This window comes from Serratia sp. CY81684 (assembly GCF_052166595.1).
Classification (GTDB): domain Bacteria; phylum Pseudomonadota; class Gammaproteobacteria; order Enterobacterales; family Enterobacteriaceae; genus Serratia; species Serratia nematodiphila.
Map to the genome: position 1 here is coordinate 868,758 of NZ_JBJNOO010000001.1, position 14,516 is coordinate 883,273.

The following is a 14,516-nucleotide window of genomic DNA, read 5'->3' on the forward strand; positions in this document are numbered from 1 at the left end:
CTCAGGATGCCAGCGTGGCAAGCCCCAGGGCTTGCGCGCAGGCTTCCAGCGAACGCTGCTGGGTTTGCTGATACAGCGCCAGCTCGTCGATCACCTCACCGCCCAACGCTTGTTCAAACGCTGCCCGGCTGGAAGCGGCATTGTACTGCGCGTGGCGGCTATCACCCAGATTCGACTGGAAAATCCCCGCCGCGCTGACCGGCAGAAAATCTTCATATACCAGAGGTTGGAAGCGAACGTGTTCTTTCTCGATCAGTTGTTCCAGGGTGCTGTGCTTGTCCAGCGACTCTTTGGCCGCCAGGCCGCATTCGGTCGGGAAATAGCGGAACCAGGCCAGCTGTTGCTCACGCAGCGTGGCGTAATCATCCGGAAACGCCCGGAAGTTTTCCTCCAGCAGTTGATAGTAGCGCTCGGCATTCTTCTCGCTCGGCGGCGCCTGCAACGCATCGTTGGTCGCCTGCAGCAAACGGTCATAAAGTTCGCGTCCTTTAGGCGTTAGCGCCACGCCGCGTTGTTCGATCTCGCCGAAGCGCGCGGTATGGTGACCGGCGATGGCGTGGCCATCGTGCTCAACGAAATCGACGCTTTCTTCCAACGCTTTGAAGCTGGTTTGGCGCAGCAGGATCGCGCGGCGGCGGCGCGGCGGGCCCTCGATGACCGCTTTGGGCGTAATACCGCGGCCGGGCATCGCTTGCTGAACGCGATCGATATCCAGCGTACGTGGTGTCAGATGGTTGATATGCGGCCCTTTAAACGCCACCACGTCGGCGATCAGGCGATGCTGATCGTGCAGCTGCCGGTATTCTTCGGCGCTGACCGTCGCCTGGTTATGCCAGCGGAAGGTTTCCAGCGCTTGTTCGACAAATTCTTGCGCCTGCACTTCATTCAGCCCGCCTTGCGCTTCCTGCAGCGCCATCAGCTCCAGCGCGCGATCGGTAAAGATACGGCGGCGTGCCAGCAAGCGCTCGGCCAGCGCACGCAGCGCGGGATCTTCTATCAGTTCCAGGCGCAGCAGGGAGGTGAACACGCGGAAAGGACTGATCTGCAGCGCATCTTCGTGTATGGCGCGAAAAGCGGTGGAGTGCACCGGAACGCCCGCCACCGACAGGTCATAGTAACCGACCGGCGCCATGCCCATCACCCGGAACAGGCGGCGCAGGGTGGCCAGTTCGTCCGCCGTGCCGACCCGGATCGCGCCGTGGCGCTCCATGGCCAGGCGTTCGATCTCGCCGGTGATTTGCAGTTGATGAGCCAGTGCGGCATCTTCGCGTAGAACCTGCCGGTTGGTTTCCGCCACCAGCTCCAGCAGATCGCCGTACAGCGGTACCTCTTTTTGATACATGTCCGACATCGTGTGAGAGAATCTGGCGCGGATTTCATTAGGTGAAACGAACTGCTGGGCGGTCATGCGCATAGCTCCTTGATTCAGCATAATCTGAAAAATCGTGTTTTTAGCGGCAAAAGTGCTGGTGAAAAAGCCGTCTGCCTTGTTTTCCCCTCAAGTTTAGCCATCTGATTTGGGATTTGTTATAGCGGCGTCAAGCATATTAGAGTTTTATGCGTTAGCTCTCATTTGCAGCGCTCAGACGGGCAAATGATGCCCCGGTGAGGAGAGGAACGCGCTGGATCGGCTGCGGCGAGCGTTAAATTAAGTCATGTATATTCATGGGGATAAAAATAAATTCGGCGTAATGATGAATTTATTGCAATAAACCTCTTGTGCATTCACCATTTTTATGAGTAAATGCAAGTCGGCCTGTAATCCAGACCTATTTATGTTCGAGTTTAGAGTTAAGCAGTTCCTCCAAAAACGTTATCATCCGATTCCGCTTCAAAGACGAACCTTCTAAGTACCTCCCATAAGTAATGTTTCTGAAATGGCCGCAATTGCCTCTTATGGCAGGTTTTGTAAATATATTTAAAGGTAAAAGTAATGTCTAAGAAGACTGGTCAAGTTAAGTGGTTCAACGAAAGCAAAGGTTTTGGTTTCATTGAGCAGCACGACGGCGGCAAAGATGTATTCGTACACTTCTCCGCAATCATGACCGACGGTTTCAAGACCCTGGCTGAAGGCCAGCGCGTCGAGTACACCATCCAGGACAGCCCGCGCGGGCCGGCTGCCGCCAACGTAGTTGCTCTGTAAGAAGACAGGGAACGCGTATAAAGAGATCTTAATACAACCATGGTGACGCTTCAGCGCTGAGTCATGCGGAAGATATTAAGTTCAACAAGCCCGCCTTAGTGCGGGTTTTTTATTTTTTTGCTCACGAGAGGTTTGTTACGAAAAACTTTAGGATGGGCTGGTAGCGTCCAGACAATATAAAAAATGACGTTGTCAAGGATGCTCAAGTAAAAGGATATAAGTTATGTTTAAAAATACTGTGTTAAAAATGGGTCGTGTGAAATGGTTTAATCAGGCCGAAGGCTATGGTTTTATTTCACCGGTAGATGGCAGCGACGAAATCTATGTCAACCGCAACGCTATCGCCAACACCAAAAATAAGTCGTTGAACGAAGGTCAGAACGTTGAGTTCTCGATCTATCGCAGCTCGCATGGGCTGTCCGCGGCAGACGTTATCGCGTTCTGATCGCATCCTCCTTCCTCGCCAGTGCCGGTGTCGCCACCCGCAAGCACTGGCGAAGATAAATCCCGCGATATCCACTATTATCAGGCCATTGCCTACTCGCCATGGATATCAGGATGACCACCCCGACCATTTCCCTTACCGCCGCTCGCGCGCTGCACCTCGCCGCCCAGGGGCTGCTTTCTCCGCTTAAACGCCAGGCTCGGCCCGATGACGTCGTGAGCGCGATCCAGCGCATGGGGCTGTTACAAATCGATACCATTAGCGTCGTCGCCCGCAGCCCGTATCTGGTGCTGTTCAGCCGTTTGGGGGCCTATCAGCCGGAGTGGCTGGAGCAGGCGCTCGCCGGCCGCAAGTTGTTCGAGTATTGGGCGCACGAGGCCTGTTTCCTGCCGATCGAGGATTTTGGTCTGTTGCGGCATCGCATGCTGGCGCCGCATGATATGGGCTGGAAATACTCGGCCGACTGGGTGCAGCAGCACCAGGCGGCGATGGACAACCTGCTGCGGCATATCGAACAACAGGGGCCGGTGCGTTCCGCCGATTTCAGCGCCGAGAAGAAAGGCAACAGCGGGTGGTGGGACTGGAAACCGGAGAAACGGCACCTGGAGATCCTGTTTACCGCCGGCAAGCTGATGGTGGCCGAGCGTCGCAACTTCCACCGGGTTTACGATCTGACCGAAAGGCTGCTGCCGGCCTGGGACGATGCGCGTCATGCGCTGCCTGCGGAGCGGGCGCGCCGGCAGATGTTGCATCGCACCTGCCGCTATCTGGGCATTTTCCGCGCCGAGTGGTTGGCGGATTATTATCGGCTGAAACGCGTGGCGCCAAAAGCCTTGCTGGCAGAGCTGCAGGCGCAGGGGGAAATTTCGCCGGTGCAGGTAGAGGAGCTGGAAGGGCAGTTCTATGTGCATGAATCACTGGCGGAACTGCTGCCGCTGGCGGAGCAGGGCAAACTGAAATCGACGGTCACCAGCCTGCTGTCGCCTTTTGATCCGGTAGTGTGGGATCGCCGCCGGGCGCTCGAACTGTTCAACTTTGACTATCGGCTGGAGTGTTACACGCCGAAAGAAAAACGTCGCTATGGTTACTTCACGTTGCCGGTGCTGCATCGGGGCGAGCTGGTGGGGCGGATTGACGCCAAGGCGCACCGTCGCCAGGGCATCTTCGAGATCATCAGTTTCCATGCGGAGCCGCAGGTGCGCTTCGGTAAACAGCGAACGCAGGATATCCGGCAGGCCATCGCGCGCACGGCCAAATGGCACGGTGCGCAACGCGTCGCGCTGGGCGACATTCCGGCCGCGTTGGCCGCGGAATGGGGTGCCGGCTGGGAAGTGGGATAACGAGCGACGCCGTCGGTGGGGTAAAACGAAGTGAAGCGTCGCTCGTTACAAAGGGGCTCAGTGGCTGAAGTTAGCGAACAGAGCGATGATTTTATGCAGACGTTTGATCATGTATCACGGCTTTCTTTTGTGATTTGCGTCACAAAATTCTACGCCGGGATGCGCCGCAGTTCAAGCTGTCGCGCCGACGCAGTGAGGAAATATCGGCGGCTTGGCGCCGCCGATGATTAACCTGAGGCCGGGCGTTATGCTATCCTCACTGCCTTTCCCAGATGACCTATCCCCTAGCGGAGGATGCATGGACCACCGTTTACTCGAAATCGTTGCCTGCCCGGTATGCAACGGCAAACTCTATTTCAATAAAGAAAACCAGGAACTGGTGTGCAAAGCGGATGGGTTGGCTTACCCGCTGCGTGACGGCATTCCGGTGCTGTTGGAAAATGAAGCGCGTGCGCTGTCGCTGGATGAGAAGCACGCATGAGTTTTATCGCTATTATTCCCGCCCGCTACGCCTCAACCCGTTTGCCGGGCAAACCGCTGGCCGATATTCACGGCAAGCCGATGGTGGTGCATGTGATGGAGCGCGCCCGTGAGTCCGGCGCCAGCCGCGTCATTGTGGCGACCGATCATCCTGAAGTCGCCAAAGCGGTGGAAGCCGCCGGCGGCGAAGTGTGTATGACCAGCCCGGATCACCATTCCGGCACCGAGCGTCTGGCGGAAGTGATCGCGCACTACGGCTTTGCCGACGACCAGATCATCGTTAACGTGCAGGGCGACGAACCGCTGATCCCACCCGTTATCGTGCGGCAGGTGGCGGAAAACCTGGCGGGCAGCCAGGCCGGCATGGCGACGTTGGCGGTGCCGATCGAGAGCGCCGAAGAGGCTTTCAACCCCAATGCGGTGAAGGTGGTGATGGACGCGCAGGGCTACGCGCTCTATTTCTCACGCGCCACCATTCCGTGGGATCGCGAGCGTTTCGCCGCGTCGAAAGAGAGCATCGGTGACAGCCTGCTGCGTCATATCGGCATCTACGCATACCGCGCGGGCTTCGTGCGCCGCTACGTCAGCTGGGCGCCGAGCCAACTGGAGCAGATCGAGCTGTTGGAACAGCTGCGCGTGCTGTGGTACGGTGAAAAGATCCACGTGGCGGTCGCGAAAGCGATCCCGAGCGTGGGGGTCGATACGCCGGAAGACCTCCAGCGCGTGCGCGACAGCATTCAACCCTGAGCCTGATTTCGTCGGCGCGCCGCGCAACGCGCCGACGATGCAATACCCCCATTATTGATCCCCGTTTTGTTGATCTGCGTTGAAGAATTTTTCCGCTCGCCGTTCGATGATGTTACGCATCCCCCCTAATTAGCCTGAGGTGAATGCCTTATGGAGCAGTTACGCGCCGAACTGAGCATTGTGCTGGGTGAGTCCATCAGCCGGCTGGAGCGGGTGAGCGAACAGCCTTATGCGCATATGTATTCGCTGTACGATCGGCAGGGCAACGCGATCCCGCTGATGGCGAAAAGCTTTATCTGTCGGGGCATCGCCCAGCAGGAGGCGTACAAGCTGTCGATGCTGGCGCGCGACGGGGATATTCGCCTGCCTACGGTGTATGGCGTGGTGCGTACCCACCAGGCGCCGTATACGGAAATCCTGCTGATCGAGCGCCTGCGCGGCGTGTCGGCTGAGGCGCCGACGCGCTCGCCGGATCGCTGGAATATGCTGATGGAGCAGATCGTTGACGGGATATTGGCCTGGCACCGCATCGACAGCCACGGCAGCGTCGGCAGCGTTGACAGCACGCAGGAGAATGACTGGTTTTGCTGGTATCAACAGCGGGTCGAAGTGCTGTGGGCGACGGTGGTCAATCTCACCACCCCGCAGTTGACTATGGCGGATCGGCGTTTGCTGTACCGCACGCGCGAAGCGCTGACCCATTTCTTCGTCGGCTTCGATGATCCCTGTGTTCTGGTGCACGGTAACTTATCGCTGCGCAGCATGCTGAAAGATCCCAAAAGCGATCAACTGCTGGCGATGCTCAATCCCGGCGTAGTGCTGTGGGCGCCGCGCGAATACGATCTTTTCCGCCTCTGCGAGGCGGGCATGCCCAGCCAGCTGTTGTTCAGCTATCTGCAGCGGGCGCCTGTCGCCGATGCTTTCCTGGCGCGGCGCTGGCTATATGTGGTGTGGGAAGCGGTAGGGCGTTTGATCCATACCGGCAAGCTGGAGCGGCGGCCGTTCGACTATGCATCGCAACAGCTGCTGCCCTGGCTGGCCGGTTGAACGAGCTTTACTCTGCGCCGGCGCTATCTGCACCCTTCAGCCATTGCCACAGACTACCCAGCGTTTCATACCAGGCGCGCTCGGTATGGCCGAGGAACATTGACGACGGTGTGGCGCGATCCCAGATATTCAGCGGCGAGTCGATCGCCAACTGGTTGGCCGGCGCCGGGATCGGGTGCAGCCCCTTAGCCTTGAAGAAACGCATGGCGCGCGGCAGATGGTTGGCGGAGGTCACCAGAATGAACGGTTGCTCGCCGACCAATTTGGCGACCTGAGCGGCCTCTTGCTCGGTATCGCGCGGTTCCCCCAAGATCACCATATCACTGCGCGGCACGCCCAGGCTTTCGGCCACCAGCGCCGCAGTGGCGGCGTTGCTTTGCATGGGGCCGGCGGACGCGCCGGTGAACACCATCCTGGCGCCGGGATGTGCTAGGTAGAGCCGCACGCCTTCCGTCACGCGCGGCAGACTGTTGCCGAGCAGGTTTGAACTGGGCGCCCAATCGGGATTGTAGGTATAGCCCCCACCCAACACGACGATGTAGCTGACCGGATCGTTACCGCGATAAGTCTGGTATTCGGCTTCGATTGGCCGCAGCAGCCGGTCGGCCACCGGTTGCAGGCTGAAAAGCAGTAAAAACAGCCAGCTCAGCGTGAAAATCGTCTTACCGCTTTTTTGCCAGCGGGTGAACCACAGCAGCAGCAGCGCCAGCCCCATCAGCAGCATCAACAGCGGCAGTGGCATCAGCAGGGCGCCAAAGAACTTTTTCAGGTTGAACAGCATCGAAAATCAGATCCTTTTGGGTGAAAAAGCGGCATCCAGGTATAAACAGGCCGCAAGAAGATACATTCTAAGTCAGTCTGTGCCAAAATAGCAGGTTTGAATGGGCGTGCGCTTTGCCGCCGACAAGAATGAGATCAGCGGAGCCGTTGTCCATGCAGGATCGCAATTTTGACGATATTGCTGAAAAATTTGCGCGTAATATTTACGGCACCACGAAAGGAAAAATCCGCCAGGCGGTGGTTTGGCAGGATCTGACCGGGCTGCTGGCGCAGTTGCCGCAGCGGCCGCTGCGCATTCTCGACGCCGGGGGCGGTGAAGGCCATATGGCCTGCCAACTGGCAGAATTAGGACATCAGGTGTTGTTGTGCGATCTTTCTGGTGAGATGATCCAGCGCGCCGCGCAGCTGGCGGAGCAGAAAGGTGTGAGCCAGAACATGCAATTTGTACAAAGTTCTGCGCAGGATATCGCTCAACATTTGGAACAGCCGGTTGATCTGATATTGTTTCATGCAGTGCTTGAATGGATCGCCGAGCCCGAAGCGGCGCTGCAGGCGTTGTATGACTGCCTGACGCCGGGCGGCGCACTGTCGCTGATGTTCTTCAACGCCAACGGCCTCTTGATGCGCAACGTGGTGTTGGGTAATTTCCAACTGGTGGATCCCGAGGTCAGACGGCGCCGCAAGCGTTCGCTGTCGCCGCAATATCCGCACGATCCGCTATTGGTCTACGGTTGGTTGGAACAGCTGGGCATGCGCATCGGCGGCAAAACCGGCGTGCGGGTGTTCCACGACTATCTGCAGAGCAGACAGCTGCAAACACAAAAATTTGAAGAGTTACTGGCGCTTGAACAGCACTATTGCCGGCAGGAGCCGTACGTGAGTTTGGGGCGCTATATTCACGTCATGGCGCATAAACCAAACCTGAAGGACGAACTATGAGTGAATTTTCCCAGACAGTACCCGAACTGGTCGCCTGGGCACGGAAAAATGATTTCTCTATTTCGCTCCCTACGGAGCGTCTCGCATTTCTGCTCGCCATCGCCACCCTGAACGGCGAACGACTGGACGGCGAGATGAGCGAAGGTGAGCTGGTTGATGCATTTCGCCATGTCAGCAAGGGTTTTGAACAGACGCATGAAACGGTGGCGATGCGCGCCAACAATGCGATTAACGACATGGTGCGCCAGCGCCTGTTGAACCGTTTTACCAGCGAGTTGGCGGACGGCAACGCGATTTACCGCCTGACGCCGCTGGGTATCGGCATTACCGATTACTATATTCGCCAACGCGAATTCTCCACGCTGCGTCTGTCGATGCAGCTGTCGATCGTGGCGCAGGAACTCAAACGCGCCGCCGATGCCGCCGACGAGGGCGGCGACGATTTCCATTGGCACCGCAACGTGTTCGCGCCGTTGAAATATTCGGTGGCGGAAATCTTCGACAGCATCGACATGACCCAACGCGTGATGGACGAGCAGCAGCAGAGCGTGAAGAACGACATCGCGGCGCTGCTGAGCAAAGATTGGCGGGCGGCGATCTCCAGCTGCGAGATGCTGCTGTCGGAAACCTCGGGCACCCTGCGCGAGCTGCAGGATACGCTGGATGCGGCGGGCGATAAGCTGCAGGCCAACCTGCTGCGCATCCAGGACGCAACCCTCGGCAACGTGGAGCTGGGTTTCGTTGACAAGCTGGTGTTCGATCTGCAAAGCAAGCTGGATCGCATCATCAGCTGGGGTCAGCAGGCGATCGACCTGTGGATCGGCTACGATCGCCACGTGCATAAATTTATCCGTACCGCTATCGATATGGACAAAAACCGCGTGTTCGCCCAGCGCCTGCGCCAGTCGGTGCAAACCTATTTCGACCACCCGTGGGCGCTGACCCATGCCAATGCCGATCGTCTGCTGGACATGCGCGACGAAGAACTGGCGCTGCGCAGCGATGAAGTGACCGGGGAACTGCCGCCGGATCTGGAGTTCGAAGAGTTCAGCGAGATTCGCGAACAGCTGGCGGCGATGATCGAAGAGGCGCTGAAGGTGTACCAGGAACAGCAGATGCCGCTCAACCTTGCAGCGGTGATGCGCGATTATCTGGCGCAATATCCGCGTGCGCGTCATTTCGACGTGGCACGTTTAGTGGTCGACCAGGCAGTGCGCCTCGGTGTGGCTGAAGCAGATTTCTCAGGGTTGCCGGCGGAATGGCAGGCAATCAATGATTACGGAGCCAAGGTCCAGGCCCATGTCATCGACAAATATTGAACAAGTAATGCCAGTCAAGCTGGCCAAAGCGTTGTCCAACTCGCTGTTCCCGGCATTGGACAGCCAACTGCGCGCGGGTCGTCACATCGGTATCGATGAGCTGGACAACCACGCCTTTTTAATGGATTTCCAGGATGAGCTGGAAGAATTTTACAACCGTTACAGCGTCGAGCTGATTCGGGCGCCGGAAGGTTTCTTCTATTTGCGCCCGCGCTCCACCACGCTGATCCCGCGTTCGGTGCTGTCCGAGCTGGATATGATGGTGGGTAAGATCTTGTGCTACCTGTATCTCAGCCCCGAGCGCCTGGCGCACGAGGGCATTTTCAGCCATCAGGAGCTGTACGACGAGCTGCTGAGCCTGGCCGATGAGAACAAGCTGCTGAAGTTCGTCAACCAGCGCTCTACCGGTTCGGATCTCGATCGGCAGAAGCTGCACGAAAAGGTGCGCACCTCGCTGAACCGTCTGCGCCGCCTCGGCATGGTCTATTTCATGGGCAATGACAGCAGCAAGTTCCGCATTACCGAGGCGGTGTTCCGCTTCGGCGCCGACGTGCGCAGCGGCGACGATCCGCGTGAAGCGCAGCTGCGCATGATTCGCGACGGCGAGGCGATGCCGGTTGAAACCAGCCTGTCGCTGAACGATGAGAATGACGCTGAGGATCAGCAGGTTGATAACGCTCCTGACGGTGCAGAGGATGAACAGGAATGATTGAACGCGGTAAATTTCGCTCGTTGACGCTGGTTAACTGGAACGGCTTCTTCGCCCGCACCTTTGATCTGGATGAGCTGGTGACCACGCTGTCCGGCGGTAACGGGGCGGGGAAATCCACCACCATGGCGGCCTTCGTCACCGCACTGATCCCCGACCTGACGCTGTTGCACTTCCGTAACACCACCGAAGCGGGCGCCACCAGCGGTTCGCGCGACAAGGGCCTGCACGGCAAGCTGCGCGCCGGCGTATGTTACTCCACCCTTGACGTCGTCAATTCACGCCACCAGCGCGTGGTGGTTGGCGTGCGTCTGCAGCAGGTGGCAGGGCGCGACCGCAAGGTCGATATCAAACCGTTCACCATTCAGGGGTTGCCGACCGCGGTACAGCCGACTGAATTGCTGACCCAGACCGTGGGTGAGCGCCAGGCGCGCGTGCTGTCGCTGCAAGAGTTGAAAGAGCGCGTGGAAGAGATGGAGGGCGTGCAGTTCAAGCAGTTCAACTCCATCACCGATTACCACTCGCTGATGTTCGATCTGGGCGTGATCCCGAAACGCCTGCGTTCGTCCGCCGATCGCAGCAAGTTCTACCGTCTGATCGAAGCGTCGCTGTACGGCGGTATCTCCAGCGCCATCACCCGCTCGCTGCGTGATTACCTGCTGCCGGAAAACAGCGGCGTGCGCAAGGCGTTCCAGGACATGGAAGCGGCGCTGCGCGAAAACCGCATGACGCTGGAAGCGATCCGCGTCACCCAGTCAGATCGCGACCTGTTCAAGCATCTGATCTCCGAGGCCACCTCCTATGTGGCGGCGGACTATATGCGCCACGCCAACGAACGCCGCATCCATCTGGACGGCGCGCTGGCGCTGCGCAGCGATCTGTTGGGCAGCCGCAAGCAGCTGGCCGCCGAACAGTATCGCCATGTGGAAATGGCGCGCGAGCTGAGCGAACAGAGCGGTGCCGAATCCGATCTGGAAACCGATTACCAGGCCGCCAGCGACCACCTGAATCTGGTGCAGACGGCCATGCGTCAGCAGGAGAAGATCGAACGCTATGAAGCCGATCTGGAAGAGCTGACCTACCGTCTGGAAGAGCAGAACGAAGTGGTGGCCGAGGCGAGCGAGCAGCAGGCCGAAAACGAAGCGCGCGCCGAAGCGGCCGAGCTGGAAGTGGATGAGCTGAAGAGCCAGTTGGCCGACTACCAGCAGGCGCTCGATGTGCAGCAGACCCGCGCCATTCAGTACCAGCAGGCGCTGCAGGCGTTGGAGCGCGCACGCGCGCTGTGCCAACTGCCGGACCTGACCGCCGATAATGCCGAACAGTGGCTGGATACCTTCCAGGCCCGCGAGCAGGAGGCGACCGAAGCGCTGCTGATGCTGGAACAGAAGCTGAGCGTGGCCGACGCCGCGCACGGCCAGTTCGAGCAGGCCTATCAGCTGGTGGGTAAAATCGCCGGTCAGGTCAGCCGCAGCGAAGCCTGGCAGTGCGCGCGCGAATTGCTGCGCGACTGGCCTTCGCAGCAACACCTCGCCGAGCGCGTTCAGCCGCTGCGCCTGCGCCTGAGCGAACTGGAACAGCGCCTGCGCTCGCAGCAGGACGCCGAGCGCCTGCTGCAAGAATTTTGCAAACGCCATGGTCAGGAGTACCAGCCGGACGATCTCGACATGCTGCAGCAGGAGCTGGAAGAGCGCCTGGAAGCGCTGTCGCAGAACGTCAGCGAAGCCGGCGAACGCCGCATGGAGATGCGCCAGGAGCTGGAGCAGATCCAGCAGCGCATCCGTGAGCTGACGGCGCGCGCCCCGGTGTGGCTGGCGGCGCAGGACGCCCTGAGCCAGCTCAGCGATCAGAGCGGAGAGCCGCTGGAAAACAGCCAGCAGGTGACCGAATACATGCAGCAGCTGCTGGAGCGCGAGCGTGAAACCACCGTCGAGCGCGACGAGGTGGCGGCCCGCAAGCGCGAAGTAGAAGCGCAGATCGAACGTCTCAGCCAGCCGGGCGGCGCGGAAGATCAACGCCTGGTCACCTTGGCCGAACGTTTCGGCGGCGTGCTGCTGTCGGAAATTTACGATGACGTTACCATCGACGACGCGCCTTACTTCTCGGCGCTGTACGGCCCTTCGCGCCACGCCATCGTGGTGCCGGATCTGTCGCTGGTGCGCGAGATGCTGGAAGGGCTGGAAGATTGCCCGGAAGATCTCTACCTGATCGAAGGGGATCCGCAGTCGTTCGATGACAGCGTATTTGCCGTCGAAGAACAGGACAAAGCGGTGGTGGTGAAGATCGCCGATCGCCAGTGGCGTTATTCCCGCTACCCGGAAGTGCCGCTGTTCGGCCGCGCGGCGCGCGAAAACCGCCTGGAAGTGCTGCATGCCGAGCGTGAAACGCTGGCGGAACGTTATGCCACGCTGTCGTTCGACGTGCAGAAAACCCAGCGTTCGCATCAGGCCTTCAGCCGCTTTATCGGCACCCATCTGGCGGTGGCGTTCGACGCCGATCCGGAAGCGGAGATCCGCGGCCTGAACGCCCGTCGCGGCGAGATCGAGCGTGCGCTGAACAATCACGAAGCGCAGAATCAGCAGCAGCGTCAGCAGTACGATCAGGCCAAAGAGGGCATTTCCGCGCTCAACCGCCTGATGCCGCTGGTGTCGTTGCTGAACGATGAAACGCTGCAGGATCGCGTCGACGAGATCCGCGAAGAGCTGGAAGAAGCACAGGACGCCGCGCGCCACATTCAACAGCACGGGGTGTCGCTGACCAAACTGGAGCCGCTGCTGTCGGTGCTGCAGAGCGATCCGCAGCAGCATGAACAGCTGCAGCAGGACTACGCGCAGGCGCAAAGCGTGCAGCGTCAGGCCAAACAGCAGGCGTTCGCGTTGACAGAAGTGGTGCAGCGCCGCGCGCACTTCAGCTATACCGACTCCGCCGGCATGCAGAATGCCAACAACGATCTCAACGACAAGCTGCGCCAGCGTCTGGAACAGGCGGAAGCCGAACGCGCCCGCGCCCGTGAGCAGCTGCGTCAATATCAAACCCAGTTCACCCAATACAGCCAGGTGCTGGCCTCGCTGAAAAGCTCGTATGACGCCAAGCGCGACATGCTGAAAGAGCTGAGCCAGGAGCTGGTGGATATCGGCGTGCAGGCCGACGCCAACGCCGAAGCGCGCGCGCGTCAGCGCCGCGACGAGCTGCATGCGGCGCTGAGCAACAACCGCGCTCGCCGCAATCAGCTGGAGAAACAGCTGACCTTCTGCGAAGCCGAAATGGATGGCCTGCAGAAGAAACTGCGCAAGCTGGAACGCGACTACCATCAGCTGCGCGAGCAGGTGGTGACCGCCAAGGCGGGCTGGTGCGCGGTGATGCGTCTGGTGAAAGACAACGGCGTGGAACGCCGCCTGCATCGCCGCGAGCTGGCGTACATGGATGGCGACGAGCTGCGCTCGATGTCGGATAAGGCGCTCGGCGCGCTGCGTCTGGCGGTGGCGGACAACGAACACCTGCGCGACGTGCTGCGTCTGTCGGAAGATCCGAAGCGGCCGGAGCGTAAGATTCAGTTCTATATCGCGGTGTACCAACACCTGCGCGAGCGTATCCGCCAGGACATCATCCGTACCGACGATCCGGTCGAGGCCATCGAGCAGATGGAGATTGAGCTGGGCCGTCTGACCGAAGAACTGACCGCGCGCGAGCAGAAGCTGGCGATCAGTTCGAAAAGCGTGGCCAACATCATTCGCAAAACCATTCAGCGCGAGCAGAACCGCATTCGCATGCTGAACCAGGGGTTGCAGGCCGTTGCTTTCGGCCAGGTGAAGAGCGTCCGTCTGAACGTCAACGTGCGCGAAGCGCATGCCACTCTGCTGGACGTGCTCTCCGAGCAGCAGGAACAGCATCAGGATCTGTTCAACAGCAACCGCCTGACCTTCTCCGAAGCGCTGGCCAAGCTGTATCAGCGCCTGAATCCGCAGATCGACATGGGGCAGCGCACGCCACAGACCATTGGCGAGGAGTTGCTGGACTACCGCAACTATCTGGAAATGGAAGTTGAGGTGTACCGTGGTTCCGACGGCTGGCTGCGTGCGGAAAGCGGCGCGTTGTCTACCGGTGAAGCCATCGGTACCGGGATGTCAATCCTGGTGATGGTGGTGCAGAGCTGGGAAGAAGAGTCCCGCCGCCTGCGCGGTAAAGATATCTCGCCGTGTCGCCTGCTGTTCCTCGATGAAGCGGCGCGTCTGGATGCCAAGTCGATCGCCACGCTGTTCGAACTGTGCGATCGTCTGGAGATGCAGCTGATCATCGCGGCGCCGGAAAACATCAGTCCGGAGAAGGGCACCACCTATAAACTGGTGCGTAAGGTGTTCCAGAACCACGAGCATGTGCACGTGGTGGGGCTGCGCGGTTTCGCCGGCGAGCCGCCGGCGCTGGGCACTGCGCCGGTTGAGACGCCGTAACGCAGAAAAACGCCCTAAAAATCCGAAAATAGCCGCCGCAGGGTGGCTATTTTTTTGTGCGCGTGGATGATAGTCCTGCTTTTTTATCCGTTGAAAAGCGGTTAGTTTAATCACATAAACAG

General features: G+C 59.3%; 12 protein-coding genes. 10 read left to right on the forward strand and 2 right to left on the reverse strand.

The genetic code is table 11. The features are described from left to right. Position 1: 1 nt before the first annotated feature. On the reverse strand, positions 2-1,408 hold the full coding sequence (hglS, locus tag ACJ8QF_RS04240; protein ID WP_442537296.1) for a 2-oxoadipate dioxygenase/decarboxylase HglS: 1,407 nt from the start codon (positions 1,406-1,408) through the stop codon (positions 2-4). A gap of 525 nt (positions 1,409-1,933) precedes the next feature. Here hglS and cspE point away from each other — a divergent pair. The 6 genes from cspE (at position 1,934) to ACJ8QF_RS04270 (ending at position 6,202) form a co-directional block, all read left to right on the forward strand. Then, positions 1,934-2,143 (forward strand): transcription antiterminator/RNA stability regulator CspE, encoded by a 210-nt coding sequence (gene cspE, locus ACJ8QF_RS04245; RefSeq protein WP_004928244.1) that lies wholly within the window; start codon positions 1,934-1,936, stop codon positions 2,141-2,143. 223 nt (positions 2,144-2,366) lie between these two features. After that, complete coding sequence (locus ACJ8QF_RS04250) at positions 2,367-2,588, forward strand: cold-shock protein (protein WP_004928241.1); 222 nt, start codon at positions 2,367-2,369, stop codon at positions 2,586-2,588. Between the two features lie 113 nt (positions 2,589-2,701). After that, on the forward strand, positions 2,702-3,928 hold the full coding sequence (locus ACJ8QF_RS04255; RefSeq protein ID WP_442537297.1) for a winged helix-turn-helix domain-containing protein: 1,227 nt from the start codon (positions 2,702-2,704) through the stop codon (positions 3,926-3,928). A 298-nt stretch (positions 3,929-4,226) separates the two neighbouring features. Continuing rightward, a complete protein-coding gene (locus ACJ8QF_RS04260) occupies positions 4,227-4,409 on the forward strand; it encodes a Trm112 family protein (RefSeq protein ID WP_004928237.1) in 183 nt (60 codons plus the stop codon). After that, positions 4,406-5,155, forward strand: a complete 750-nt coding sequence (gene kdsB, locus ACJ8QF_RS04265) for a 3-deoxy-manno-octulosonate cytidylyltransferase (RefSeq protein WP_004928235.1) — start codon at positions 4,406-4,408, stop codon at positions 5,153-5,155. The genes ACJ8QF_RS04260 and kdsB overlap by 4 nt, the downstream gene beginning before the upstream one ends. Positions 5,156-5,305: 150 nt before the next feature. After that, complete coding sequence (locus tag ACJ8QF_RS04270; protein WP_004928233.1) at positions 5,306-6,202, forward strand: YcbJ family phosphotransferase; 897 nt, start codon at positions 5,306-5,308, stop codon at positions 6,200-6,202. A gap of 7 nt (positions 6,203-6,209) precedes the next feature. Here the strand turns inward: ACJ8QF_RS04270 and elyC are convergent, their stop codons facing one another. Next, a complete protein-coding gene (elyC, locus tag ACJ8QF_RS04275; protein WP_015377333.1) occupies positions 6,210-6,983 on the reverse strand; it encodes an envelope biogenesis factor ElyC in 774 nt (257 codons plus the stop codon). 152 nt (positions 6,984-7,135) lie between these two features. Here elyC and cmoM point away from each other — a divergent pair, with 152 nt between their 5' ends. From cmoM to mukB, 4 genes are read left to right on the forward strand one after another with little or no spacing between them, the layout of a single operon-like run. Continuing rightward, positions 7,136-7,921, forward strand: coding sequence for a tRNA uridine 5-oxyacetic acid(34) methyltransferase CmoM (gene cmoM, locus ACJ8QF_RS04280; protein ID WP_015377334.1), 786 nt, complete (start codon positions 7,136-7,138; stop codon positions 7,919-7,921). Then, entirely contained in the window at positions 7,918-9,240 is a 1,323-nt protein-coding gene (mukF, locus tag ACJ8QF_RS04285) for a chromosome partition protein MukF (protein ID WP_015377335.1), read from the forward strand. The genes cmoM and mukF overlap by 4 nt, the downstream gene beginning before the upstream one ends. Continuing rightward, a complete protein-coding gene (gene mukE, locus ACJ8QF_RS04290; RefSeq protein ID WP_004928226.1) occupies positions 9,221-9,949 on the forward strand; it encodes a chromosome partition protein MukE in 729 nt (242 codons plus the stop codon). Before mukF ends, mukE begins: the two co-directional genes overlap by 20 nt. Continuing rightward, positions 9,946-14,394 carry a chromosome partition protein MukB gene (gene mukB / locus ACJ8QF_RS04295; protein ID WP_004928222.1) on the forward strand — a complete coding sequence of 1,483 codons (4,449 nt, stop codon included), beginning with the start codon at positions 9,946-9,948 and terminating at the stop codon, positions 14,392-14,394. Before mukE ends, mukB begins: the two co-directional genes overlap by 4 nt. Positions 14,395-14,516 lie beyond the last annotated feature (122 nt).